Below are 23,888 nucleotides of genomic sequence, written 5' to 3' on the forward strand. Positions count from 1 at the left end.
TCGCCAAGACCGTCGACGGCCACACCACCCGCTTCTTCTGGCAGGGCGACCAACTCGTCGCCGAAAGCAGCCCAACCCACTACCGCAGCTACCTCTACGAACCCGGCAGCTTCCGCCCCCTGGCGCTGCTCGACGGCAAAGGCCCGAAAAAAGCCTGCCCGTTCTACTACCAACTCGACCACCTCGGCACCCCGCAGGAACTCACCGACTACGGCGGCGACATCGTCTGGTCGGCGAAATACACCGCCTACGGCAAGCTCAGCCAGCTGAACCACGGCGGCGGCGAACAACTCGAGCAACCGCTGCGCTTCCAGGGCCAGTACTTCGACACCGAAAGCGGCCTGCACTACAACCGCCACCGCTACTACCACCCCGACACGGGACGCTACCTGACACCGGACCCGGTGAAGCTGGCGGGTGGGTTGAATGCCTACCAGTACACGCGCAACCCGACGGGGTGGGTGGATCCGTTGGGGTTGAGTGGGAACTGCCCAGGTGGGAATGGGTGCAAGAAGTCAGGTGATGGCGAGAAGGATCCTGCGGATAAGGCGAGGGTTGATGAGGGAACTCCAGCACTTCCGTTTCCACAAGAAGTCGATTGGACACCACACGGATACAAACACATGCCATCGAAAAACATGAGCTGGAAGGAAACGATAAACTCAACCAAGTCAGGCCCAGCAAAGTATAAACACGGCATCAGCGTGGAGAGTCTGGAGCGCGAAGCTTATAAAAGCGGCAGTCCATCCACAAATGGAAAGCCTTGGAAAATTAAGGAATACGACACCGACATAGGCGCAAGCGAGGGAAAGCTCAGCCGCTGGATACGGATAGAACTAAGCGCCCGAACGATTCATGGGCATCCAATTTCAGAAAACGAATTTAGGAAACTAAAAAAGTGATCGACCTGACATTTATTACAGGGAAAATTTCTTACGACGAACTTTCCTCATTGAAAAATACTGATCTCTCTGATCAGGTCGATGCACTGAAAGAAGACATGCTGCAAGTAGAATACTCAGCATCCTTAATACTAGACGTCGGTTGGTATCCATCATTTAGCAAAGACGGTTGCTTTCAGATCAGAGCCATAAAAGACTATGAATGGAGTGCGCCGCTTTTCTTTTCTCAGGCCAGCACAATAGAAGTGCTCATCATAGAAATGACTGCAGCCCAAAAGGAAATCAGCAAAGTATCATTGATGCTCTGATATTTCACTACATATGGCGACGGACGAGATACAGTGGCAAGACTTGCTAATGACTAATAAATATGAGGCTTTAGTAACCGACATCGACGACATCGACGACATCGACGACATCGACGACATCGACGAGGTCGTCGAAGGCGCGATCGTTTTGCTTGTCGACAGTGTGACTGTCAAGTGTTTCGCAAGCTACTGCCCTTTAGATATTGTGGTGGGTGAACGGTACGAAGTTGAATTCGAAATGGTTCTGCCTGACGGCGATTGTGTGGCGGCCTCACAAGAGGCGGATGTAGGGGTTGAGATGATTGGTCTTGGTTTTTCATGCATTATTTCTGGGTTTTTGGATGGGGATATTTTCCGATCTTTCGTCGATTTCACAGATCAAGGCATTCACTACGAATACCCGCAGTTCAACCAGAAGTACGTAAAAGTTACTGTGGATAGGATTGATGTGTCCTTCTGACAAAGGGGCCAAGTTTCCTGGCAACGTCCTAGGAGATTTCCTTCAAGTTCTAGCGGTTTTCATGAACTGGTGCGAAGTGAGTTCACCCGATAGCCTTTGGTGGTCACTGAAAGTTCAGTGGTGGGGTGTAGGAACCCTTCAGTCATCGGAAACGCGTAGCGTCGACACCTGATTTGCGGCCGTCATTTCGCGTCCGTAAAATCTGCTGCGGCGGTTGTACGCGGGCACGTTTCGGCGTGGCCGGGTTCTCCGATGCTCGGTATTCCTACCCCGCGTATAGCTGCCACCCCAAGCCTGTAGCAAGCCCGCTCCCACAGGGTTTTGTGTTGTACGCAAGGATAGCGAACGACATAGAACCCTGTGGGAGCGTGGCTTGTCGGATCGCCGCACCGCCGCGATAGCGTCAGTGCAGTCACCGATGCCCCATCAGCATTTCAACTTCAGGTTCCGGCACCGCCAAACTATCAATCACATGCACGCTGTACCCCGGCATATTTTTCGCGTGGTGTTTGGCCTGTGATGCCATCTCCGCCAACTGGCTGGCGTCGATTGCCCCGCAGGCTTCGGGATGCAGGTGCACCACGCCGATGGAGAGGGACAGCAGCGGGAACTCCTGGCGCACGCCCTGGCGGTTGGGGGCGATGAAGCAGCCGGCTTCGAGGTGTTCGCTGCGGTAGAAGCGTCGGCATTGGCTCTGGAAGTCGTCCAATAGCTGGTTCAAACGTTTGCCCCAGTCTTCCGGGCTGAGCACCAGCAGGAAGTCGTCGCCGCCGATGTGGCCGACGAAGTCGCGGGACGGGTCGACGCGGTCGTTCAGGCATTGCGCCAGGCACAGTAGGACTTCGTCCCCACGGCCGTAGCCGTAGATGTCGTTGAAGGGCTTGAAGCTGTCAATGTCGACGTAGCAGATCACCGATTCCCGCTTCTGTTGCAGCAGCCGTGTGAGGCATTGCTGGATCGGCACGTTGCCCGGCAGCAAGGTCAGCGGGTTGGCGTAGCGGGCCTGCTGGATTTTCAGTTCGGTTATCAGTTTCAGTACATCGATCACCCGGCCCAGGCCCAGGTAGCTGCCGTTGAGGGTGATGATGAAGTCTTCTTCAATGCGTTGCCGGGCACGGCTGGTGATCAGGCGGCTGACCTGCTGCAGCGACTGGCTCATCTCGACCGCCAGGAAGTCATCGCTCATCAAGCGGCTGATGGGCTTGCGGGCGAACAGGTCGGTGGCAAACGGCTTGAGCAGCGCGTCCGAGAGCGAATGCCGATGGACGATGCCGCACGGCTGACCCTGATCGTCCAGCACCGCCAGCGAGTTCAGGTTGGCCTGACGGCGGAAGGCTTCGAGGACGTTGGCGGTCGGGGTGTTACGGCCCACCGCGGGCTGGTCGTTGAGCAGGGCGCTGAGGTCGCTGGCTTCGTCGTTCAGCGCCACGGTGGTGTTGTCCTGGCGCGGCATCAGGGTCCGGGCATCCCGTGGAGGATGTTCCTGTGGGCGGCAGAGCAGATAGCCCTGGACCAGATCGACGCCCATTTCGGTCAACACTGCCAGTTCTTCCGGCAACTCGATGCCTTCGGCGATCACCTGCGCCCTTGACGCCTTGGCGATTTGCAGGATCGAACCGACGAATTCGCGTTTGAGGGCATCCTGATGAATGCCGTCGATGAAATGTCGGTCGATCTTCACGTAGTCCGGACGCAGCTCCGACCACAGGCGCAGGCTCGAGTAGCCTGCACCCAAGTCATCGAGGGCGATGGAAAAACCCATTGCACGGTAGTGATGCAGGGCGGTTTGCAACAACTGGAAGTCGTCTATCGGCGTCTGTTCAGTGAGTTCGATGACCACCTGACTCGGTGGGATGCCGAAGTCCTGCAGCAGTTGCAGGGTGCGGCCCGGCTGGTGTGCGGCTTCGAGCAGGGATTCCGGGGACACGTTGAGGAACAGCTTGCCGGGCAGTTGCTGTTCATTGAAGCGTCGACATGCGCTCTGTCGGCAGGCGATTTCCAGTTCGCTCAGACGGCCGGCCTGGCGGGCGACGGCGAACAACGCGATGGGGGAGTGCAGCGGACTGTTGGACGGGCCGCGGCTGAGGGCTTCGTAGCCGAGAATCCGGCGTTCGGAGAGGCAAATGATCGGTTGGAACAGGCTGTGCAAACCGCCTTGAGTCAGGATTGAACTCAACGCACTCAGCTGTTCGGTTGTGGTCATGGCGATCTCTGGCGATAAAAAAAGGACTGGGCGGGCTCTTGGTAAAAGAGCCCGCCCAGTCCTTTATTTCACGACAGAATGATGACTGTTTGATGAAGCTCCGCGGAGCTTCAGCATTAAATTGCCATCATCTTGCTAGCCACCACTCAGTGCTTGGCCACCGCGGTGTTTAGCTTGAGGTAGTCCAGCAGAATGCGCCCGGTTTCGCTCAGGTAGGCGTCGTCTTCCGGCTTGGTCTTGTCCGGCTCGGCCGCGAGGGCGTCTTCGTCTTCTTTCTTCAGCTCTTTGAGTGGCTCTTCGCCCTTGGCCTTGCGACGGATGTTCTCCATGGCCAGTTGCTTGGTTTCAATGTCGGCGTGCTGCGCACGACGCTCGGCTTCATTGAGGCTGACGGTTTTTTCTGCCATCAGTTTCTGCGCCAGGGCCAGCTTGTCGCGAATGAACACGAACTCCGCGTCTTTGTTCGTACGCACGTCGTGCTCGGATTTGAGCTGGGTGATGTACGGTTTGAACGGGTCGGCAGCCGGCTTGATCGCCGCTTTGATGGTGTCCCACGGCATGGCTTCCGGCAGGGCGCTTTCGCCGATTTCCTTGGTGTCGATGATCGATGGGTAATCGATATCCGGCAGTACACCCTGATGCTGGGTACTCTGGCCGGAAACCCGGTAGAACTTGGCCAGGGTCAGTTTCAGTTCGCCATGATTCAGCGGCTGGATGGTTTGCACGGTGCCCTTGCCGAAGGTCTGGCCGCCGATGATCAGTGCGCGGTGGTAGTCCTGCATGGCACCGGCGAAAATCTCCGAAGCCGAGGCGGATAAGCGGTTGACCAGCAACGCCATCGGGCCTTTGTAGAACGCGCCCGGGTTTTCATCTTCCAGTACATCGACGCGGCCATCGGCGTTACGCACGAGTACGGTCGGCCCCTTGTCGATGAACAGGCTGGTCAGCTCGGTGGCTTCCTGCAAGGAACCGCCGCCGTTGTTGCGCAGGTCGATCACTACGCCGTCGACCTTTTCCTTCTGCAACTCGGTCAGCAGTTTCTTGACGTCGCGGGTAGTGCTCTTGTAGTCCGGATCGCCGGCACGGAATGCCTTGAAGTCCAGATAGAAGGCCGGGATCTCGATAACGCCGAGTTTGTAGTCCTTGCCATCCTGCTTGAGGTTGAGTACCGACTTCTTCACCGCCTGATCTTCAAGCTTCACCGCTTCGCGGGTGATCGGCACGATCTTGCTGGTCTGGTCGTTCGGTGCATTGCTGGCCGGGATCACTTCCAGGCGCACCACGGTGCCTTTCGGGCCGCGGATCAGCTTGACCACTTCGTCCAGGCGCCAGCCCACCACGTCGACCATCTCTTTGTTGCCCTGGGCAACGCCGATGATCTTGTCGGCCGGAGCAACCTGCTTGGTCTTGTCCGCCGGGCCTGCCGGCACCAGGCGTACGATTTTCACTTGATCGTTGTCGCTCTGCAACACGGCGCCGATGCCCTCCAGGGACAGGCTCATGTTGATGTCGAAGTTTTCCGCGTTATCCGGCGACAGGTAGTTGGTGTGCGGGTCGTAGGACATGGCGAAGGTGTTGATGTACGCCTGGAAGATGTCTTCCGCGCGGGTCTGGTCCAGACGCGCCAACTGGTTCTTGTAGCGCTTGGTCAGGGTTTCCTGGATCTGCTTGGAATCCTTGCCGGCAATCTTCTGCCGCAGCACCTCATCCTTGACGCGTTTGCGCCACAGGTCGTCGAGTTCCGCGGTGGATTTGAGCCAAGGAGCGTCCTTGCGATCGATCAGCAAGGTTTCCTTGGTGGTGAAGTCGATCTTGTCGACGCCTTTGTTCAGCTCGGCAAGGGCGAAGTCCAGACGCGCCTTGACGCGGTCCAGGTAGCGCTTGTAGATGGTGAACCCGGCGTTGAGGTCGCCGCTTTTCAGGAAGTCGTCGAACTGGGTCTTCCACTTGTCGAATTCGGCAATGTCGCTGGCCATGAAGTAGCTGCGCGACGGGTCGAGCAACTTGAGGTAGCTGTCGTAGATGATCAGCGAGCGCGCGTCATCGAGCGGCGGCTTGCTGTAGTGGTGGCGCTTGAGCAACTCCACGACGTTCAGACTGGCGATGACTTCGTCGCGATCGGGTTGAAGCTTGTCCCAGCTATTGGCTGCGAATGAACTGCCGGACAGCGGCAAAAGGCCGATACCGATGAAAAGAGCGAGGGCGGTGCTGGGGAACAAACGCTTCATGTTGATTCGACGCGGGGACAATTGATAACGCATATTAGGCCGTCTTTGAAGTCGCCGGTTCCACATGGGCCGGTCGCATAATGCAAAAAGCCCGGCGGTACAGCTTCGGGCTCAGTCCAGACTCACTATGGAGGCACTGTGAAAGCATTGCAAGGCGTTGACGGTCAAGTGGAGTGGGTTGAAGAGCCTCGTCCGGCGTGTGATGTAGGACAAGTTCGCATTCGAGTGGCGGCTGCGGGACTCAATCGCGCCGATTTGTTGCAGAAGGCCGGTCTTTATCCGCCACCGCCGGGGGCCAGCCAGGTGCTTGGTCTAGAGTGTTCGGGGGTGATCAGCGAGGTCGGCCCGGGTTCGTCCTGGCAAGTGGGGGATCGTGTTTGCGCCTTGCTGGCCGGGGGCGGGATGGCCGAAGAGGTGGTTGTCGACGGACGGCATGTGTTACCGGTTCCCGACGAAATGTCGTTGGCCGAAGCCGCTGCGTTGCCGGAAGTGTATGCGACCGTCTGGTTGAATTTGTTTCAATTGGCAGCGCTCAAACCGGGCGAAAAAGTTCTGCTGCATGCCGGAGCAAGTGGAATCGGTTCAGCGGCCATTCAGCTGTGCAAGGCCTTTGGTAATCCGTGTTGGGTCAGTGTCGGCTCCGCCGAGCGCCTGGCCTACTGCGAAGCGCTCGGTGCCCAAGGTGGCGTGGTGCGCACCGGCGATCTGGATAGCCTGAGCGACCTCGGGCCGTTCGATGTCATCCTTGATCCGGTGGGTGGCAACTACGCTGCACTGAACCTGAAATTGCTGGCCGGTGACGGTCGTTGGGTACTGATCGGCCTGATGGGCGGCCGCGAGGCCAAACTGGATCTGGCACAGGTGCTGGCCAAGCGGGTGCAGTTGCTGGGGTCGACCCTGCGCAGCCGCGACGATCAGTTCAAGGCGGATCTGTTCAGCGATCTACGCCTGCATGTCTGGCCGCTGTTTGCCGAAAAACGCCTGAGCCCGCAACTGTCCAGGGCCTTCCCGATCAAGGATGCCGAAGCGGCGTTTGCGGAGTTGGCGAGTAATAAGGTGGCGGGCAAGCTGGTGCTTGTGATCGACGAAAGCCTGACCTGACACAAAAAGCCTGTGGGAGCGAGCAGGCTCGCTTCCACAGGGGATCTCGGTTATTTCCAGAGGTGGATCGGCCAACCGGCTTTTTCGGCCTGCTCGCGCAACACCGGGTCCGGGTTGACCACGTGCGGGAAATCCACCTTCAGCAACAACGGCAGATCATTGCGTGAGTCGGAATAGAAGCTCGCGCCTTCGAGGTTTTCCTCTTCGGCATCCAGCCATTCCAGCAACCGGGTGATCTTGCCTTCGCGGTAGGTCAGGGTGCCAACGGTGTTGCCGCTGTATACGCCGTGAGCCACTTCCAGTTCGATGCCGAGAATCTCGTCGATGCCCAGGCGCTCGGCAATGGGCTTGACCAGATGTACACCCGAGGCCGAGATCACCAGGATGCGGTCGCCCGCCTTGCGGTGGGCGGCGATGGCCTTGGTGGCGTCGCTGAAGATGATCGGTTCGATGAAGTCTTCCACCCAAGGCCCGACCAGATGCTCGACTTCTGCCGGGCTGCGGCCGATCAAGGGTTCCAGGCTGAAGGCCATGTAGTCCTCCATCGCCAGGTGGCCCCGGCCATAGGCATCCATCAGCTCCTTGTCACGATGCAGGAAGGATTCGCCGTCGACCCAGCCGAGGCGGACCATTTGTTCGCTCCACAGTGAGGCGCAATCGCCGTGGATCAGGGTTTCGTCCAGATCAAAAATTGCCAGGGCCATCGGGTTCTCTCTGAGAACAGCTGCAAGCTTCAAGCTTCAAGCTGCAAGAAGTGAATTTAGGTGGTCAGCAGTCTACAACTTGAAGCTTGCAGCTTGCAGCTTGCAACTGTTTTCAAGCTACCTCACACAGGGCCGTCGGATCGATGGAAAGTGCCAGGCGCTGACCATCGGGATGCAGGTCAGAAGCCGAGCGGTTGAGCACGTCCACCACCAACTCCACCCCCCGGGCTTCGATCCGGTAGCGGATCACGTTGCCCAGCAGGCTGTGGCTGCGTACTTGCGCGTCCAGTTCACCGTTCAGGCTCAATTCGATGGCCTCAGGGCGAATCGCAATACGATGATTGACCGGCCGCTGCAGCAGTTTCGTCGCGCTCTCGGCGTCCAGCAGGTTGTAGTTGCCGATGAACCCGGCGGCGAACACATCCACCGGCGCGGTGTACAGGGTTTCGGCGTCGCCGCTTTGTACGATTTTTCCCTGATTCATCAGGAAAATCCGGTCAGACATGGTCAGGGCTTCTTCCTGGTCGTGTGTGACGAAAATCGTGGTCAAGCCCAGTTCACGCTGGATCTGACGGATCTGCTCACGCAAATGTTTGCGAATCCGCGCATCGAGGGCCGACAGCGGTTCGTCCAGCAGCAACAGGCGTGGGCGGGTGACCAGGGAGCGGGCGAGGGCGACACGCTGGCATTGGCCACCGGACAACTGATGCGGATAGCGGGCGGCAAAATCTTGCAGCTCCACCAGTCTCAGCACTTCGGCGACGCGGTTCTGACTGTCGTCGGCGTTGACCTTCTGCATGCGCAAACCGAAGGCGACGTTCTGCTCGACGGTCATGTTGGGGAACAGCGCATAACTCTGGAACACCATGCCGATCCCGCGTTTCTGCGGGCTCAACGGCACGATGTCGACACCATCGAGCAGAATCTTGCCGCCATTCACCGAGGTCAGGCCGGCGATGCAGCGTAGTAGCGTGGATTTTCCGCAACCGGACGGGCCGAGCAGGGTGACGAATTCACCTTTGTGGATTTCGCAGTTGATGTCGCTGAACACCGTGGTGCCTGCGTAGTTTTTCTGTAGGTGTTGGACGCTGACATAGCTCATTCGCTTTTGTCCTTGTTCAAGATATTGGCCGCCCAGGTCAGAACCAGCACAAAGAAAAAGTAGGAAATCACCAGCGCACTGGTGAAGTGGCCGCTGCGGTTGCGCATGTTGTTGAGGTAGACCTGCAGGGTTTCGTAACGGGTACCAACGAGGATGTTGGCGAACACGAACTCACCGAACAGGAACGAGAACGACAACAGCAACGCCACCATCAGGCCCTTGCGCAGGTTCGGCAGCACCACCAGGATCGCCGCCTGGAAGGTGCTGGCACCGAGCAGTTGGGCGGCGTCCATCAGGTCGCGCAGGTTGATCGCTTGCAGGTTGTTGGTGATTGCCCGGTACATGAATGGCAGCGCCACGGTGAAGTAGCAACCGATCAGGATCCACGGCGTGCCGACCATGGCGAACGGCCCGGAACCGTAGAGCTGCAACAACCCCACCGACGACACCACTGGTGGCACGGCGAAGGGCAGCAGGATCAGGATGTTCATCAATGCATCGAGTTTCGGAAAGTGGTAATGCACCACGAACAGCAGCGGCAAAATCAGCACCACCGAGAGAATCAACGCACCGATGCAGACCAGCAGCGATTGGCCGAAAGCACTCAGGAAACGCGGATCGCTCCACAGCTGCACGTACCATTTGATGCTGAAACCGCTGGGCAGAATGGTGGCCGACCAACTGCTGGAAATCGAGTAGATAAAGGTCCCGAGCAGCGGCAGCAACAGAATGATAAACAGCAGGTAGACCACTACCCGGTGGTAGATGCCGACGGGCCCCAATTCAGCGCGAGACATGGTAGCTCCTCTTCAACAGCAGCTGATGCACGACGGTCACCAGGGTCATCAACGCCACCAGCACCACGGCCAGGGCACTGGCCAGGTTCGGGTCCAGGGAAATATCGCCCGAGACCATCGCCGCGATGCGGATGGGCATCACGTTGAAGTTGCCGGTGGTCAGGGCGTACACCGTGGCGTAAGCGCCGAGGGCGTTGGCCAGCAGGATCACGAAGGTGCCGAGCAGTGCCGGGGTCAGCACCGGCAGGCCGATGTGGCGCCAGAACTGCCAGCCGTTCGCGCCGAGCAGCGCGGCGGACTCGCGCCAGTCTTCGCGCAAGGCGTCGAAGGCCGGGTAGAGCAGCAGCACGCCAAGGGGAATCTGGAAGTAGGTGTAGAGAATGATCACCCCGGTTTTCGAATACAGGTTGAAGTCCTGAATGATTCCGGCCTGTTTGAGCAGGATGGTGAAGCTGCCGTTGAAACCCAGCAGGATGATGAACGCAAAGGCCAGCGGTACGCCGGCGAAGTTGCTGGTCATGTTGGCGAAGGCGTTGACAAAGTTGCGCAGCTTCGAGTCGACCCGGCGCAGGGAATAGGCGCCGAGTACCGCGATGATGATGCCGAACACGCTGGACCAGAAACTGATCTCGAGGCTGTACTGGATCGCCTGACGGTAAAACTTCGAATCGAAGATCCTGGTGAAGTTGGCCAGGCCCCAACCGAATTCTTCCGATTCCAGGCTATTGATCATCACCCACACCAGGGGGGCGATTTCGAACACGATAAAGAACAGGGCGAAGGGCACCAGGCACAAGGCTGCCAGCCATTTGCCGCGCATCATGGAGGTCACTTGAGCAGCTCCTGGCACACAGGTTTGTCGTGGGGCACGCCCAGCAGTTCGCACACGGTGCCGCAGATCTCGGTCTGTCTTGGCGTGGCGTCGGCGTTGAAACTGAACGCATCGCCGAGTACGAACAGCGGCACTTCGCGTTCTTCGGGCAGTAGGCCGTTATGGGAGCGGTCGTTGTTCATGCCGTGGTCGGCGGTCACCAGCACCTGGTAACCGGCGTCGAGCCAGCCTTGCAGGTAGTCGGCGAGAATGATGTCTGCCGAGCGCGCGCTGTTGCGATATTGCGGGGTGTCGAGGCCGTGCTTGTGCCCGGCGTCGTCGATGTTCATCGGGTGTATAAGCAGGAAATTCGGCGCATGGCGCAGGCGCAGGTTTTCGGCGTCGGCGAACAGGTGCGAGTCGGGATAGTGATCGCTCCAGTAGAAATGCCCGTGCTGGATCGGTAGAGCAGGGTCGTTGGTGTGACGATCCCGGGTCGCCACGAACGGCGAGCGGTTATACAACTCACTGACCCAGTGATAAGCCGCCGCTGCGGTTTTCAGGCCGGCGTCGGTGGCGTAGTGATAGATGCTGCGCTGGTTGGACAGGCGCGAGACGTTGTTGTGAACGATGCCGCTCTCGATCGGCGTGACTCCGGTCAGGATGCATTCGTAAAGCGGTCGGGACAGGGCTGGCAATTCGCACTCCAGTTTGTAGAGCGCTGCGCGTCCTGCGCCGACGTAAGCCTGCAGGTGCCCCATGGCGTGGCGCGCGACTTCGTAATTGAGGCCGTCGAGCACGACAAGGATGACGTTGTGCTTCATAGGGGCAAAAACTCCGCAAAACAGGAATGTGAAATTCACTCGGTCCACTGTGGGAGCGGGCTTGCTCGCGAAAGCGGTTGATCATTCAACAGAGATGTCGACTGACACGCCGCCTTCGCGAGCAAGCCCGCTCCCACATTGGGTCCCCGGTGTTTGTGCTACCGCGTCATTTCATTTCTACGATGACTTCTTCGTTCCACTTCTGCGGCAGGGCTTTGGAGGTCTTCTCCCATGCATCCGCGTCCTTGATCGGCGTGACCTTTTTGTACTGCTCGTTCGGCAGCAGCTTGGCCTGGACATCGGCGGGCAGGGTCAGGTGTTCGGCGCGGATTGGACGGGCGTTACCCTTGGCCAGGTTGATCTGGCCGGCGTCGCTGAAAATGTACTCACGGGTCAGCTTGGCGGCGTTCGGGTTCTTGGCGTACTTGTTGATGATGGTGGTGTAGCCGGAAATCACCGAGCCGTCGGAAGGAATCAGTACGGTGTAGTCATCCGGATTGGCCATCTTGGCTTTGTAGCTCAGGCCGTTGAAGTCCCAGACCACGCCGACTTCGATCTCGCCTTTCTCCATAGTGGCGATGGTCGGGTTGGCCATCGACAAGCGACCTTGCTTGGCGATGTCGGCGAACAGATCCAGCGCAGGCTTGAGGTTCTTCTCGTCGCCACCGTTGGCCAGCGCGGCAGCCAGCACGCCGTTCGCGGCTTGTGCGGCGGTACTCACGTCACCGATGGATACTTTGTATTTGCCACCCTTCAGATCAGCCCATTTGGTCGGTGCTTCGGAACCGTGCAGCAGCTTCTTGTTGACGATGAACGCAATAGTGCCGGTATAGGCCAAGGCCCAGTGACCGTCCTTGTCTTTGGCCCAGGTCGGGACCTGGTCCCAGGTTGATGGCTTGTAAGGCTGGGTAACGCCCTGCTTGACCGCGATCGGGCCGAAGGCTGCTCCCACGTCACCGATGTCGGCGCTGGCGTTGTCTTTTTCAGCGGCGAACTTGGCGATTTCCTGTGCAGAACTCATGTCGGTGTCGATGTGTTTCAGGCCGTACTTCTTGGCCAGGTCTTCCCAGGTGCCTTTCCAGTTGGCCCAGTCATCGGGCATGCCGACACTGTTGACCGCGCCTTCCGCTTTCGCAGCGGCTTCGAGGGTTTTCAGATCATCAGCTGCCATGGCAGCGGTGCACATGGCAATGGTCGAACCTAACAGTGTTGCCAGGAAAAGCTTTTTCATTCCGAAGCTCCTATGGGTGTTTCAACGCTGTGATTGCGGTTGTGTTGGTCTAGGTCAGCAATACCTGAGCCAATCTAAGGACGTTCGATGACACTTTGATGTCGTTCGTCGCCCGGTCGGGCTTTTTTCGGCCCGACATTGGCGGGTGTCCGGTAAGCGTAGACCATCGACAAAAGCCCGTTGCGCAAGGGACTTGGCCGATGTATTGCAGGTTTTTGAAGGGCCGGTGCCGACGACCGTTCGGTCGCTTGTCATCTCTCAGTCATCTGCACTGCCTACGCTTGCAGGATGTTTAAAGAGCCGATTTGCTGTGTGGTTCTGCCCCGAAACAGTGCTGGTCTAGTCCAGATAGGTAACGTTGATGCGCGATGAGGCAACAAAAGCGGTGACTGCCATTGGCCAGGTGCTCCAGGAGCAACTCGATCACGGGCTGCTCGCACCGGGAAGCAAATTGCCGGCCGAGCGCAAGCTCAGTGAGTTGTTCGGGACCACACGGATCACTGTGCGCGAGGCATTGTTGCAGCTGGAAGCCCAAGGGCAGATTTATCGCGAAGAGCGGCGTGGCTGGTTCGTTTCCCCGCCGCGCCTGGCCTATAACCTGATGCAGCGCAGTCACTTTCACGCGATGGTCAGCGCCCAGGGGCGAGTGCCCTCTACCGAAGTCATTTCAGCGCGATTGCAGCCGGCGTCAGCGGCGGTCTGTGCCTGGTTGCAGTTGCCGGCACTGTCGAGCGTGATTCAGATCTGCCGTTCGCGGCGCATCGATGGGCGACTGGTGCTGTATGTGGAGCACTATCTGAATCCGCAGTATTTCCCGGGGATTCTGGATTTCGATTTGAATCAGTCGATCACCGAGCTGTATGCACGGCACTACGATTTGCATTACGGGCGAGTGCGTTTCGAGATTGTACCGACGGCATTGTCGGTGGATGCGGCGGCGGCTTTACGGGTGTCGGTGGGGAGTCCGGGGTTGCGCATTGCGCGGGTCAATTACGATCAGCATGAGCGGCTGATCGACTGTGACCTGGAGTTTTGGCGCCATGATGCGATTCATGTCGGGGTGGATGTGGTTTGACAGTCAGCCCTGTTTTTCCTGCCCGCCGCTGGCGGTGATGACTTGCACACTCATCCGCGGCGTCGCCAGATCCATCCCCGCTTCATCCAGATGCCGTTTCAACGACAGGTTGAACGCCCGGGACACTTCCCACTGCTTGATCGGCGCGGTCTTGAAGCGGGCGCGCAGGATCGCGTTGCCGGATTCGAAACTCTCCACCCCCTGGATTTCCAGCGGCGACCAGATATTGCGTCGCTGCAGCGGGTCGGTGCGCATTTTCTGGCCGACTTCACGCATCAGTTTGATCGCATTGTCGATGTCCATGCTGGCAGGTACGGCGACGCGGAAGATCGCGTAGCCGAATTCCCGGGAGTAGTTCTTGATGCTTTTGATTTCGCTGAACGGAATGGTGTGGACGATGCCGTCGATGTCCCGCAGGCGCACGGTGCGAATGGTCAGGCCTTCGACGGTGCCCAGGTGCCCGCCGACGTCCACGTAGTCGTCGATGGCCAGGGAGTCCTCGATGATGATGAACAGGCCGGTGATCAAGTCGGCCACCAGCGATTGCGCGCCGAAACCGATGGCCAGGCCGATCACGCCGGCACCGGCCAGCAGCGGTGTGACGTTCATGCCCATGTTCGCCAAGGCGACGATCATCGCGATGATGAAAATCGCCACGAACAACACGTTGCGGATCAGCGGCATCATCGTCTGTGCCCGGGCGTTGGCCAGCCCCTTGCGCGAACGGGTGAGGGCGTGGTGCACGGCGGTGTCACTGAGGATCCAGATCAGCCAGGCAAAAATCAGCGTGCCGCCGAGGCTGAACAGTTTGACGCTGACTTCATGCCCTTCGCCTTCGGTGAAGCGGATCAGCGACATGCCCCAGACCCGCAGCCCGAGTTCGATGAACACCAGCCAGACCAGCAGATGGGCGAGGGTGTAGAAGAAGCTTTTCAGGCGCTCGGAATACAGCGCGTGGCGTTTCACGCCGCGTTGCGGTTTGAGGGCATGGCGGCGCACCAGGCCGTTGATGACCATGCACAACACCAGCAGCACCGTGCAGATCAGCGATTGACGCAATGCGGTGCTGGTATCTCCGGCTGAAACAAAGGTGGCGAACAGCGAAATACCCACCAACACCAGCGCCGGCACGAACCAGAAGGTGCCGAGAATCTCGATGGTGTCGCTGAGAGCGCGGCGGGTCAGGCGCCGGGACAGTGGCTGGTTACGGATCAAATGGGCAATCGGACGGCGAAAACGCAGGATGAACAACCCCGTGGACAGCGCCGCCAGGACATTGGCCACCGTCGCGGCGGAATGCGCCAGATGCACGCCCAGGCTATCGATCAGACGCGGGTCGCTCAGGGCTTCACCGAAAGCCGCGAAGCTGCCGACCAGCCACAGCGGCCGAAAGGCCTGGTGGCGCAGGATGTACAAGGCACGGTGGCGATGCGGACCGTCGAGCAGGGAAAAGGCGATCACGCAGACCGCCGAAAAGCAGGTGCCGACCACCAACGCGTAGGCCAGCACCATCGCCAGGCTCTTGCCCAATGAAGAAGGCAGGGCATAGCTCATGTACACCGTGATGACCAGCGCGATCAGCCACGGGCCGAGCTTGCGCAGGGCGAAACGCAGCATGTCCACGGCCCTTGGGTGTTGCGGCAGTTCTTCGGTCAGGCCGAACCGCATGCGCACCCGATGGCTGACCCAGATCAGTGCCGCCGCGAGCAGGCTCCAAACCATCAGAATCATGGCGAAGGCGAAGATGATGGGGAGCCATTCGTTGGCTGGCAGCACCAGCGCGGTCAGTTCGTCCTGGGCGAGTTTGAATTCGTTGGACCAGCGCGTGATCGGACTGTCGGCACCGGTAAATTGTTTCTCGAAGCTGGCCAGTGTCCCGCCGATCAGGCCCAACACGCCTTCCTCGGTGGTCGGCTGGGCCTTTTTCGTGGCGTCGCGAAGCTTCTTCAAATCCGCCAGTAGCTGGGTGCGCTGCTGATCGTTTTCCAGGGACTTGATGACTTCATCGAGGGATTGCCCGAGGGGCTCCTGCGCTTCCGGCTGGGTTTTCGCCGAACTGTTGAGCAGGCTCGGCAAGCCGACTGCCTGGGCCGGCGCCATCGGCAGCAACGTCATCAGGCAGACAAGGAAAAAGCACGGCAGGGCAAAAAGACGAGCGAACACTGGGCGGTCAACCTCGGAGTGAGCGGGTCGACCGAGTGTACGAGCCCGTCAAAATCAATGCGAGTCGGGGGAGGATTTATTCGTTGAGCTTGGCGAGGATCTTGATCACCACGGTGGCGAGGATCGTCAGCATGCCGATCCACATGGCGAATACGCCGGCGTTCTTGTCGCGAAAGTTGAAACCGAGCGCCAGCAGGATCATCCCGGCGAGAATCGGGATCAGCATGGCGTGGAACGAAGACATTGAAATCATGACGACTGCCTTGTCGGAAGGGATGGTTGAAGTCTAGGTGGCTTTTGGAATGGCGGTGCTGAGGCGTATCAGAAATGCGTCGTTTCCTGGAGCTGTGGTGACCGTACCACCGCCCTCGCGAGCAGGCTCGCTCCCACATTGGAATGCATTTCAACTGTGGGAGCGAGCCGGCTCCGGGCGGCGATCCGACGAAGATTTTCAGCGGTTACGGCAGCTCGCGGCAGGCGTAGAACGCGCTCAGCACTTTGACCAGGTGCGCCAGGTCATGGCTGCCGCACAGTTCACGGATCGAGTGCATGGCGAAGGTCGGCAGGCCGATGTCCACGGTGCGCACGCCCAGCTGGCTGGCGGTGATCGGGCCGATGGTCGAGCCGCAGCCCATGTCGCTGCGCACCACGAAACTCTGCACTGGCACTTCTTCGGCCATGCACAGGTGGCGGAAGAACCCGGCGGTTTCGCTGTTGGTGGCGTAGCGCTGGTTGCTGTTGACCTTGATCACCGGGCCGGCGTTGAGTTTCGGACCGTGGTTGGCATCGTGCTTTTCTGCGTAGTTGGGGTGTACGCCGTGGGCGTTGTCGGCCGAGACCAGCAGGGATTTCTGAATGGTGCGTACGAATTCATCACCTTCGGGCAACAGGCGGCGCAGTGTCTGCTCCAGCATCGGGCCGTCGGCCCCGCAGGCCGAACACGAGCCGACTTCTTCGTGATCGTTGCAGACCAGTACGCAGGTTTCGTCGGTGTCGGCAGTCAGCAGCGCTTGCAGGCCGGCGTAGCACGACAGCAGGTTGTCCAGGCGTGCGCCAGCAATGAAATCGCCGTGCAGGCCGATGACCGCGGCGCTTTGCGTGTCGTAGAAACTCAGCTCGTAATCGAGCACCACGTCGGCGTTCAAGCCGTGTTCGCGAGCAAGTTGGTCGGTGATCACGGCGCGGAAATCCACGCGCTCGTCGCCGGCAAATTGTGCGAGGACCGGTGGCAGCTCGGTCTGGGCATTGATGGCCCAGCCCATGTTGGCTTCACGATTGAGGTGGATGGCCAGGTTCGGAATGATCGCGATTGGTGCCTTGAAGTCGATCAACTGGCTTTCGACCTTGCCGTCACGGCGGAAGGTCACGCGGCCGGCCAGGGACAGGTCACGGTCGAACCATGGCGCCAACAGCGCACCACCATAGACTTCGACGCCCAGTTGCCAGAAACCCTGGCGTTGCAGTTCCGGTTGCGGCTTGACCCGCAGGCACGGGCTGTCGGTGTGGGCGCCGACCAGGCGGATCCCGCCATGCAGCGGCGAGTGGCGGCCCATTTTGATCGCAACGATCGAAGAGTCATTACGGGTGACGTAGTAGCGACCATTGGCTTCGGTATGCCATGGCTCGCGCTCGTCGAGGCGTTGATAGCCCGCCGCTTCCAGTCGCTGAACCAGGCTGGCGGTGGCATGGAACGGGGTAGGGGAGGCCTTGAGGAAGTCGATCAGGCCTTGGTTCAACTCTTCGCGCATAAGTAGCTCCAGACAGCAGTGGCGCCAGTTTAGCGTATTGGCACGCGGCATTGCAGACACAATGCCGTGTGGTGTGCGAGGGCGGCGGGTGGCGGGTGGCGAGGACGTTGAGTCAACCAGTGATCAGGTTGCCATTGAGGAACACTTCGCGACGTTGCTTGCGACCGACATGTTCATGTTTGCTCGCAAGGTAGACCTCGTCGAATCTTTCCCGGGATATGCCGCGGCGCTGTCCGACGTATTCATCCACCAGCCGGTCGTAATCGGCTTCTGTGATGAACTTGTAAATCTCGCGACGGTAGAAGAACCCGAGCTGGAAGCCCAGTGTTTCGCTCGGATGCGATGTCGTCCCGGCGAAGCAGTTTTCAAAGTCGATGGCTTTCAGCGATTTCTGCGACGATTTAGGGATCATGATGTTGCCGATCCAGAAGTCCATGTGCGTGATGTTCTTCCGGGCCAGGGAGCTCAGCAGTTCGAACGCTTTGAGAATGAACGTTTCGACGTCTTGCGGGTTGCGTTTAAGCCATTGCACGCCGTCGATATGGTCTTCGAGCAGGCGCGTCAGGATGAAATACTCGCGGGTCAGGCCCAGTCGGTCCTTTGAATATCCAAAGCCTTGCAACGGCGGCATTTGCACGCCACGGCGCTGGGCTTCAAGGGTATTGACCAGTTCTTCAAGGGGCCAGTCGAATCGACCGTTGCGTTGCGGTTTTCCCAGGGTTACCCGGACTTTTGCCTTGAGGGTGTCCAGTGGCTGGACTTTGGCAAACAGCGGCGTATCACCAGACGCCAGCGGTGCGCTCCCGCGGGTGAGCTTTTGTGCGTTGCGTTTTTTGATCAGTTGTTCGAGGGCCTGTTGCGCTTCGAAGCTGGGCTGCTCAGTCAAATGCAGTGTGGTGTTGCCGAAAATGAACGTGACGGGGTAGTCGCATTGGAGCGTTTTACTGCTGAACACGTGGGCATCCTGCCTGACATCTGATTGCCATGATTTTACGTTTTATTACAAATTTATGACAGTATTTTCACGCCATATTTATGGCTTAAAAATTGTAACGAGAAATAAATAAGCCCTTCATAATAAAGGGCTTTTTGAGTTTGCCAACTGCAGTTACTCGTTGCTTAAAAAGGAGCAGGACACTCGAAACGCAGGCGTTCGCCGGTTTGTGGATGAGTGAAGCTCAACATGCTGGCGTGCAGGCACAGTCGCGGCCAGGCAGCCAGGGCTTGTTCATGGGCATAGAGCCCGTCACCCAGCAGCGGATGGCCGATGGAGAGCATGTGCACGCGCAATTGGTGCGAACGGCCGGTGATCGGCGTGAGTTCCACACGGCACCAGTCGCCGCAACGCTCCAGCACCCGCCAGAAGGTCAGGGCGTGTTTGCCGAATTCATGGTCGACCACATGTCGTGGCTTGGTCGGAGGATCGTAGCGCAGCGGCAAGTCGATGCTGCCACTGTCCAGTTCGGGTTGACCCCAGCACAAAGCGGTGTAGGCCTTTTCGGTTTCGCGATCGTGAAATTGCCGCGACAGTTCACGGTGCGTATCGGGATCGCGGGCCAACAGGATGATGCCGGAAGTTTCCCAATCCAGCCGATGGACGATTCGCGCTTCCGGGTAGCCATTTTCTTGCAGGCGGGTAATCAGGCAGTCCTTGTTGTCGTCGGCCCGGCCGGGGACGGAAAGCAACAGGGTCGGTTTGTTCACCACCAGTATGGCGGCGTCCTGATGGATGATGTGGACGTTGGACAACGGCATTAAAACAGCCTCGTAACAAACGCCAACGGCGGTTCATGGCCCATTCCAATTATGGAATGGGCCATGAACCGCCGTGGCTCCAGCCGGATCGACTCAGCGATCTGGCAGGGTGATATTGAGTTCCAGAATCGAGCAGCTGCCCTGGCTTTCCAGTGCGACGTGCACGTCGTCGGACCCGATATTGACGTACTTGCGAATCACCTCGACCAGTTCCTTTTGCAAGGCCGGCAGGTAGTCCGGGGTACTGCGTTGGCCGCGTTCGTGCGCCACGATGATCTGTAGACGCTCTTTCGCTACCGACGCGGTGCTTTGCTTTTTGTTGGCACGAAAGAAGTCAAAAAGGTTCATTGCTTAGTTGCCTCCAAACAGGCGCTCGAAGAATCCCTTCTTCTGTACATCGAGGAATCGATGATCCACGGTCTTGCCCAGCAGGCGGTCAACGGTATCGCTGTAGGCCTGGCCGGCATCGCTCTGGTCGTCGAGGATCACTGGAACGCCCTGGTTGGATGCCTTGAGCACCGCCTGGGATTCCGGGATCACGCCGAGCAGGGCCACCGAGAGGATTTCCTTGACGTCTTCTACGCCGAGCATTTCGCCTTTGCTCACACGTTCCGGGTGATAACGGGTAATCAGCAGGTGTTCCTTGATCGGGTCTTCGCCGCGTTCGGCACGACGGGACTTGCTGGCCAGCAGGCCGAGCATGCGGTCGGAGTCACGAACCGAGGACACTTCAGGGTTGGTCACGACGATCGCTTCGTCAGCGAAGTACATGGCCAGGTGGGCGCCTTTCTCGATGCCCGCCGGGGAGTCACAGACCACGAACTCGAAGTCTTCCTTGAGTTGCATCAGGACTTTTTCCACGCCTTCGACGGTCAGCGCGTCTTTGTCGCGGGTCTGGCTGGCAGCCAGCACGTAGAGGTTTTCCAGGCGCTTGTCTTTGATCAGCGCCTGCTGCAGGTTGGCTTCCCCATTGACGACGTTGACGAAGTCGTACACCACGCGGCGCTCGCAACCCATGATCAGGTCGAGGTTACGCAGACCGACGTCGAAGTCGACGATCACTGTTTTGTGGCCGCGCAGAGCGAGGCCGGTACCGATAGCGGCGCTGGTGGTGGTCTTACCCACACCACCCTTGCCGGATGTAACCACGAGAATCTTGGCCAAGGTGTTTCACCCCTAAGGAAAAAGGACTTTTAGCCCCTGAAAAACATCTCTTGAAAAACTACTGCAGTCGGACAGCCTTGGCTGGAATTCGGTTTTGGGCGGCGTTTACCTCCGGTAAACACTGCTTTTGGCCTGTTTCCTACTTCGTTTGAGCCGTTTTCGCTACGTTTTAGAGATGTTTGGAAAATGCGGCAGTATCCGTTAAAGCCGAATGATGTTCAACACATCGCCCGACAGGCTGACCTGTACGCCCGAACCCCATAAAGGGTCGCGGCGCAGATCTTCGGACACCTTGTAATGACCTGCGATGGAGACCAGTTCAGCGCTCATTTGCTGGCAGAAAATCCTGGCTTTCGTGTCGCCTTTGACCCCGGCCAACACGCGACCACGCATGGGGCCGTATACATGGATGTTGCCATCGGCGAGAAGTTCCGCCCCCGGGCTGACCGAAGAGATCACCACCAGATCGCTGCCCTGAGCATAGATCTGCTGTCCGCCGCGTACGGGCGAGGTGATGATTTTTGTCGGTTTGATGGTTGGCTCCGGCAGTTTTTCCGGTTTTTTCGCCACAACGCCTTCGTTCAGGTCCAGCGGACGCTCGCGGGCACCGGACGGCGGCAGCACCGGAAGATCGACGGCGATGGCCGCGGCGATGTCTTCGATGCGGCTGGCACGAATCGCCAGGGTACGCAGGCCGTGCTGGCGGCAGACGCGCATCAGGCCCGGCAGATCGACCGCGCCTTCATGGGCCGGAAGTTTGTCCAGGGCCAGTACCAGAGGTGCATTGCTGAAAAAACCAGGCGCCTGGGCAACCTTGGCGGCCAATTGCCGATCGAGGCCTTCGAGGTCGTTGCGGGCCAGCTCCAGCACCGTAATGGCGAGCATGCTGCCCTTCAGCTGGAACACGGGATCTTGGTCTAGCGGTTCGGTTTGGCTCATGGTCGGCATACAGAGACTTGTCACTAAAAGTGCCGAGACTTATAACGAGAACGCCCGCAGGCCGCAAGCCGGGTCGAACGATGTAGAATGCGCGGCCATTGTCTTTTCGGAAGCTTTAATGGATCGCCCGCGTTTTCGAACCTCCTTTCTATCTCCACGTTTCTGGCCACTGTGGTTGGGCCTGGGGCTGTTGTGGCTGATTGTCCAGTTGCCGTACCCGGCATTGCTGTGGATCGGTCGCGGTCTGGGTGCCTTGATGTATCGGGCGGCCGGCGACCGACGGCGCATCGCCAAGCGCAATCTGGAACTGTGTTTCCCTGAAAAGTCCGCTGTCGAGCGCAAGCGTCTGCTCAAGGAAAATTTCGCCTCGACCGGCATCGCTTTTTTTGAAATGGCGATGAGCTGGTGGTGGTCCCGCGAGCGTCTGGCCAAACTGGCCCATATCGAAGGGCTGGAGTATCTGCAGCAAGCCCAGCGCGAGGGCAAGGGCGTGATTCTCATGGCGGTGCATTTCACCACCCTGGAAATCGGCGCCGCACTGCTTGGCCAGCAGCACACCATCGACGGCATGTACCGTGAACACAAGAATCCGTTGTTCGACTATGTTCAACGGCGCGGTCGTGAACGGCACAACCTGGATTCGCTGGCGGTCGAGCGCGAAGACGTGCGCGGCATGCTCAAGTTACTGCGAGCCGGCCGGGCGATCTGGTATGCACCGGACCAGGACTACGGCGCCAAGCAAAGCATTTTCGTGCCGCTGTTCGGCATTCAGGCCGCGACCGTCACCGCCACCAGCAAATTTGCGCGGCTGGGCAAGGCGCTGGTGGTGCCGTTCACCCAGGAGCGTCTGGCGGATGGCAGCGGTTATCGGTTGGTGATTCATGCGCCGCTGGAAGGATTTCCCGGCGAAACAGAAGAAGCCGACTGCTTGCGCATCAATCAGTGGGTCGAAGGCGTGTTGCGCGAATGTCCGGAGCAATACCTCTGGGCCCATCGCCGCTTCAAGAGCCGTCCACCCGGCGAGCCCAAGTTGTACGCCAAACGCGGTTGATCAATCGAACCTTGTAGGAGCAGCCGGTCGACGCTCGATTGCTCGCGATGAACGACAGGACGCCGCGGGGTATCAGGCCCCCAGTGTTATCGTTCACGACCATCGCGAGCGAGCTCGCTCCTACAGCACCATGGAGTGTTGCGATGCGTCCTGCTGAACCGGTTACAGGGTTGATTCTTTCCGGAGGCGGGGCTCGGGCGGCCTATCAGGTCGGTGTGCTGGCGGCGATCGCCGAGCTCCTGCCATTGGGCGCAGACAACCCGTTTCCGGTGATCGTCGGCACTTCGGCCGGGGCGATCAATGCGGTCAGCCTGGCCAGCGGAGCCACGGATTTTCGAGCCGCCATCGAGCGATTGACTGCCTTCTGGCAAGGCTTTCGCAGTCATCTGGTGTTGCGTAGCGATTGGCCTGGAGTGATCCGACAAGCCAGTCGCTTTGTCAGCCACAGTTTGCTGGGCCTTGGCGCCCAGGTGCCGGTGGCGCTGCTCAACAGTTCGCCGTTGCGCAGCTTGCTCAACGACAAATTGCACATGCATGGCATCGCCGAAGCCATCGCCCAAAAGCAATTGCAGGCGGTGGCGGTGACGGCGTTCGGCTATGAGTCCGGCCAAGCCGTGACGTTCTATCAAGGCGGCGGCACCATCGATGCCTGGTTACGCCATCGCCGGATTGGCGTTCCCACCCAACTGTCCGTTGAGCATCTGCTCGCCAGTTCGGCCATTCCGCTGCTGTTTGCCCCGGTGAAAATCGGCGAAGAGTATTTCGGCGATGGCGCGGTGCGCCAATCGGCACCGATCAGCCCGGCGCTGCATCTGGGCGCCAGTCGCGTACTGGTGGTGGGGGTGAGCGGCAACCCGCGGGGCGTTGATCCGGAGCAGCCATTGCAACGTGCCTGGACCGGGCAGCAACCGACCCTGGCGCAGATCGGCGGGCACATGCTCAACAGTACGTTTATTGACAGCCTGGAAAGCGATATCGAGTTGCTGCAGCGCTTGAATCAGTTCAGTCGCTTGATGCCCGATGGCACACCGATTCGCACGCTGGGTGTGGCTCCGGTGGAGGTGCTGGTGATTTCGCCGAGTCAGCCGATCGACGAGATTGCCGCACGCCATCGCCAGGAATTGCCGGCGGCTTTGCGCCTGTTCCTGCGCGGGCCGGGGGCGACCAAAACCAGCGGGGCGGGGGTGTTGAGTTATCTGTTGTTCGAGGCGGGGTATTGCAGCGAGTTGATTGATCTGGGACGGCGGGATGCGTTGGCCAAGAAGGAAGAGTTGTGCCGGTTTCTGGGGTTGGCGGAGCCTGTGGTATCGGCTTGAGATCGG

Annotated in this window: 23 protein-coding genes; 7 read left to right on the forward strand and 16 right to left on the reverse strand. The window is 59.1% G+C overall.

Annotation, left to right across the window (positions count from 1 at the left end; all coding sequences use genetic code 11):
• The 3 genes from FFS64_RS31945 to FFS64_RS29460 form a co-directional block, all read left to right on the forward strand.
• Nucleotides 1–902 (forward strand): RHS repeat domain-containing protein (locus FFS64_RS31945; protein ID WP_177498741.1); only part of this gene is annotated, 902 nt, incomplete at its 5' end.
• Nucleotides 899–1,210 (forward strand): hypothetical protein, encoded by a 312-nt coding sequence (locus FFS64_RS29455; RefSeq protein WP_137808228.1) that lies wholly within the window; start codon nucleotides 899–901, stop codon nucleotides 1,208–1,210. The genes FFS64_RS31945 and FFS64_RS29455, both read left to right, overlap by 4 nt.
• A gap of 49 nt (nucleotides 1,211–1,259) precedes the next feature.
• The gene (locus FFS64_RS29460; RefSeq protein WP_256660579.1) at nucleotides 1,260–1,670 is read left to right on the forward strand and encodes a hypothetical protein; all 411 of its coding nucleotides are present in this window, start codon (nucleotides 1,260–1,262) and stop codon (nucleotides 1,668–1,670) included.
• 412 nt (nucleotides 1,671–2,082) lie between these two features.
• On the opposite strand, the gene FFS64_RS29465 is transcribed toward FFS64_RS29460, so the two are convergent.
• Nucleotides 2,083–3,873, reverse strand: coding sequence for a bifunctional diguanylate cyclase/phosphodiesterase (locus FFS64_RS29465; protein ID WP_137808229.1), 1,791 nt, complete (start codon nucleotides 3,871–3,873; stop codon nucleotides 2,083–2,085).
• A gap of 146 nt (nucleotides 3,874–4,019) precedes the next feature.
• The gene (locus FFS64_RS29470; RefSeq protein ID WP_171017160.1) at nucleotides 4,020–6,101 is read right to left on the reverse strand and encodes a carboxy terminal-processing peptidase; all 2,082 of its coding nucleotides are present in this window, start codon (nucleotides 6,099–6,101) and stop codon (nucleotides 4,020–4,022) included.
• A 138-nt stretch (nucleotides 6,102–6,239) separates the two neighbouring features.
• Between FFS64_RS29470 and FFS64_RS29475 the strand changes: the two genes are divergently transcribed.
• Nucleotides 6,240–7,202 carry an NAD(P)H-quinone oxidoreductase gene (locus tag FFS64_RS29475; protein ID WP_137808231.1) on the forward strand — a complete coding sequence of 321 codons (963 nt, stop codon included), beginning with the start codon at nucleotides 6,240–6,242 and terminating at the stop codon, nucleotides 7,200–7,202.
• A gap of 50 nt (nucleotides 7,203–7,252) precedes the next feature.
• Here the strand turns inward: FFS64_RS29475 and FFS64_RS29480 are convergent, their stop codons facing one another.
• The 6 genes from FFS64_RS29480 to FFS64_RS29510 all read right to left on the reverse strand — a co-directional run bounded on the left by FFS64_RS29480 (nucleotide 7,253) and on the right by FFS64_RS29510 (nucleotide 12,671).
• Complete coding sequence (locus FFS64_RS29480) at nucleotides 7,253–7,906, reverse strand: HAD family phosphatase (RefSeq protein WP_137808232.1); 654 nt, start codon at nucleotides 7,904–7,906, stop codon at nucleotides 7,253–7,255.
• A gap of 112 nt (nucleotides 7,907–8,018) precedes the next feature.
• On the reverse strand, nucleotides 8,019–9,008 hold the full coding sequence (locus tag FFS64_RS29485; protein ID WP_137808233.1) for an ABC transporter ATP-binding protein: 990 nt from the start codon (nucleotides 9,006–9,008) through the stop codon (nucleotides 8,019–8,021).
• On the reverse strand, nucleotides 9,005–9,805 hold the full coding sequence (locus tag FFS64_RS29490; protein WP_137808234.1) for an ABC transporter permease: 801 nt from the start codon (nucleotides 9,803–9,805) through the stop codon (nucleotides 9,005–9,007). Before FFS64_RS29490 ends, FFS64_RS29485 begins: the two co-directional genes overlap by 4 nt.
• On the reverse strand, nucleotides 9,792–10,628 hold the full coding sequence (locus FFS64_RS29495) for an ABC transporter permease subunit (RefSeq protein ID WP_171017162.1): 837 nt from the start codon (nucleotides 10,626–10,628) through the stop codon (nucleotides 9,792–9,794). The genes FFS64_RS29490 and FFS64_RS29495 overlap by 14 nt, the downstream gene beginning before the upstream one ends.
• A 5-nt stretch (nucleotides 10,629–10,633) precedes the next feature.
• Nucleotides 10,634–11,440 (reverse strand): alkaline phosphatase family protein, encoded by an 807-nt coding sequence (locus tag FFS64_RS29500; protein WP_137808236.1) that lies wholly within the window; start codon nucleotides 11,438–11,440, stop codon nucleotides 10,634–10,636.
• 166 nt (nucleotides 11,441–11,606) lie between these two features.
• Nucleotides 11,607–12,671: an ABC transporter substrate-binding protein gene (locus tag FFS64_RS29510; protein WP_137808237.1), complete on the reverse strand. Its 1,065-nt coding sequence runs from the start codon at nucleotides 12,669–12,671 to the stop codon at nucleotides 11,607–11,609.
• A 361-nt stretch (nucleotides 12,672–13,032) separates the two neighbouring features.
• On the opposite strand from FFS64_RS29510, the gene FFS64_RS29515 reads away from it, so the two are divergent.
• Entirely contained in the window at nucleotides 13,033–13,746 is a 714-nt protein-coding gene (locus FFS64_RS29515; RefSeq protein WP_137808238.1) for a UTRA domain-containing protein, read from the forward strand.
• Nucleotides 13,747–13,749: 3 nt separating this feature from the next.
• On the opposite strand, the gene FFS64_RS29520 is transcribed toward FFS64_RS29515, so the two are convergent.
• The 8 genes from FFS64_RS29520 to minC form a co-directional block, all read right to left on the reverse strand.
• Nucleotides 13,750–15,909, reverse strand: coding sequence for a mechanosensitive ion channel family protein (locus tag FFS64_RS29520; protein ID WP_137808239.1), 2,160 nt, complete (start codon nucleotides 15,907–15,909; stop codon nucleotides 13,750–13,752).
• 76 nt (nucleotides 15,910–15,985) lie between these two features.
• Nucleotides 15,986–16,162, reverse strand: a complete 177-nt coding sequence (locus tag FFS64_RS31380) for a hypothetical protein (protein WP_171017161.1) — start codon at nucleotides 16,160–16,162, stop codon at nucleotides 15,986–15,988.
• A gap of 205 nt (nucleotides 16,163–16,367) precedes the next feature.
• Nucleotides 16,368–17,657: a M18 family aminopeptidase gene (locus FFS64_RS29525; RefSeq protein ID WP_095196842.1), complete on the reverse strand. Its 1,290-nt coding sequence runs from the start codon at nucleotides 17,655–17,657 to the stop codon at nucleotides 16,368–16,370.
• 112 nt (nucleotides 17,658–17,769) lie between these two features.
• Nucleotides 17,770–18,612 (reverse strand): lipopolysaccharide kinase InaA family protein, encoded by an 843-nt coding sequence (locus FFS64_RS29530; RefSeq protein ID WP_137808240.1) that lies wholly within the window; start codon nucleotides 18,610–18,612, stop codon nucleotides 17,770–17,772.
• 164 nt (nucleotides 18,613–18,776) lie between these two features.
• Complete coding sequence (locus tag FFS64_RS29535) at nucleotides 18,777–19,412, reverse strand: RluA family pseudouridine synthase (protein ID WP_095196840.1); 636 nt, start codon at nucleotides 19,410–19,412, stop codon at nucleotides 18,777–18,779.
• 93 nt (nucleotides 19,413–19,505) lie between these two features.
• Nucleotides 19,506–19,760: a cell division topological specificity factor MinE gene (minE, locus tag FFS64_RS29540; protein ID WP_007974947.1), complete on the reverse strand. Its 255-nt coding sequence runs from the start codon at nucleotides 19,758–19,760 to the stop codon at nucleotides 19,506–19,508.
• 3 nt (nucleotides 19,761–19,763) lie between these two features.
• Nucleotides 19,764–20,576, reverse strand: coding sequence for a septum site-determining protein MinD (minD, locus tag FFS64_RS29545; protein ID WP_060541535.1), 813 nt, complete (start codon nucleotides 20,574–20,576; stop codon nucleotides 19,764–19,766).
• 201 nt (nucleotides 20,577–20,777) lie between these two features.
• On the reverse strand, nucleotides 20,778–21,515 hold the full coding sequence (minC, locus tag FFS64_RS29550; RefSeq protein WP_137808241.1) for a septum site-determining protein MinC: 738 nt from the start codon (nucleotides 21,513–21,515) through the stop codon (nucleotides 20,778–20,780).
• 118 nt (nucleotides 21,516–21,633) lie between these two features.
• On the opposite strand from minC, the gene FFS64_RS29555 reads away from it, so the two are divergent.
• Entirely contained in the window at nucleotides 21,634–22,566 is a 933-nt protein-coding gene (locus FFS64_RS29555; RefSeq protein ID WP_137808242.1) for a lipid A biosynthesis lauroyl acyltransferase, read from the forward strand.
• Between the two features lie 143 nt (nucleotides 22,567–22,709).
• The gene (locus FFS64_RS29560) at nucleotides 22,710–23,882 is read left to right on the forward strand and encodes a patatin-like phospholipase family protein (RefSeq protein WP_137808243.1); all 1,173 of its coding nucleotides are present in this window, start codon (nucleotides 22,710–22,712) and stop codon (nucleotides 23,880–23,882) included.
• Nucleotides 23,883–23,888: the final 6 nt, after the last annotated feature.

Source organism: Pseudomonas sp. G(2018), assembly GCF_005502415.1.
Classification (GTDB): Bacteria; Pseudomonadota; Gammaproteobacteria; order Pseudomonadales; family Pseudomonadaceae; genus Aquipseudomonas.

Bases quoted from the DNA above. Each gene is read 5' to 3' on its own strand.
- FFS64_RS29515 (WP_137808238.1), top strand. From the start codon at position 13,033: ATGCGCGATGAGGCAACAAAAGCGGTGACTGCCATTGGCCAGGTGCTC.
- FFS64_RS29560 (WP_137808243.1), top strand. From the start codon at position 22,710: ATGCGTCCTGCTGAACCGGTTACAGGGTTGATTCTTTCCGGAGGCGGG.
- minE (WP_007974947.1), bottom strand. From the start codon at position 19,760: ATGAACCTTTTTGACTTCTTTCGTGCCAACAAAAAGCAAAGCACCGCG.
- FFS64_RS29525 (WP_095196842.1), bottom strand. From the start codon at position 17,657: ATGCGCGAAGAGTTGAACCAAGGCCTGATCGACTTCCTCAAGGCCTCC.
- FFS64_RS29485 (WP_137808233.1), bottom strand. From the start codon at position 9,008: ATGAGCTATGTCAGCGTCCAACACCTACAGAAAAACTACGCAGGCACC.
- FFS64_RS31380 (WP_171017161.1), bottom strand. From the start codon at position 16,162: ATGATTTCAATGTCTTCGTTCCACGCCATGCTGATCCCGATTCTCGCC.
- FFS64_RS29465 (WP_137808229.1), bottom strand. From the start codon at position 3,873: ATGACCACAACCGAACAGCTGAGTGCGTTGAGTTCAATCCTGACTCAA.
- FFS64_RS29535 (WP_095196840.1), bottom strand. From the start codon at position 19,412: ATGCCGTTGTCCAACGTCCACATCATCCATCAGGACGCCGCCATACTG.
- FFS64_RS29470 (WP_171017160.1), bottom strand. From the start codon at position 6,101: ATGAAGCGTTTGTTCCCCAGCACCGCCCTCGCTCTTTTCATCGGTATC.
- FFS64_RS29510 (WP_137808237.1), bottom strand. From the start codon at position 12,671: ATGAAAAAGCTTTTCCTGGCAACACTGTTAGGTTCGACCATTGCCATG.
- FFS64_RS29460 (WP_256660579.1), top strand. From the start codon at position 1,260: ATGACTAATAAATATGAGGCTTTAGTAACCGACATCGACGACATCGAC.
- FFS64_RS29500 (WP_137808236.1), bottom strand. From the start codon at position 11,440: ATGAAGCACAACGTCATCCTTGTCGTGCTCGACGGCCTCAATTACGAA.
- FFS64_RS29480 (WP_137808232.1), bottom strand. From the start codon at position 7,906: ATGGCCCTGGCAATTTTTGATCTGGACGAAACCCTGATCCACGGCGAT.
- FFS64_RS29555 (WP_137808242.1), top strand. From the start codon at position 21,634: ATGGATCGCCCGCGTTTTCGAACCTCCTTTCTATCTCCACGTTTCTGG.
- minC (WP_137808241.1), bottom strand. From the start codon at position 21,515: ATGAGCCAAACCGAACCGCTAGACCAAGATCCCGTGTTCCAGCTGAAG.
- FFS64_RS29490 (WP_137808234.1), bottom strand. From the start codon at position 9,805: ATGTCTCGCGCTGAATTGGGGCCCGTCGGCATCTACCACCGGGTAGTG.
- FFS64_RS29495 (WP_171017162.1), bottom strand. From the start codon at position 10,628: ATGATGCGCGGCAAATGGCTGGCAGCCTTGTGCCTGGTGCCCTTCGCC.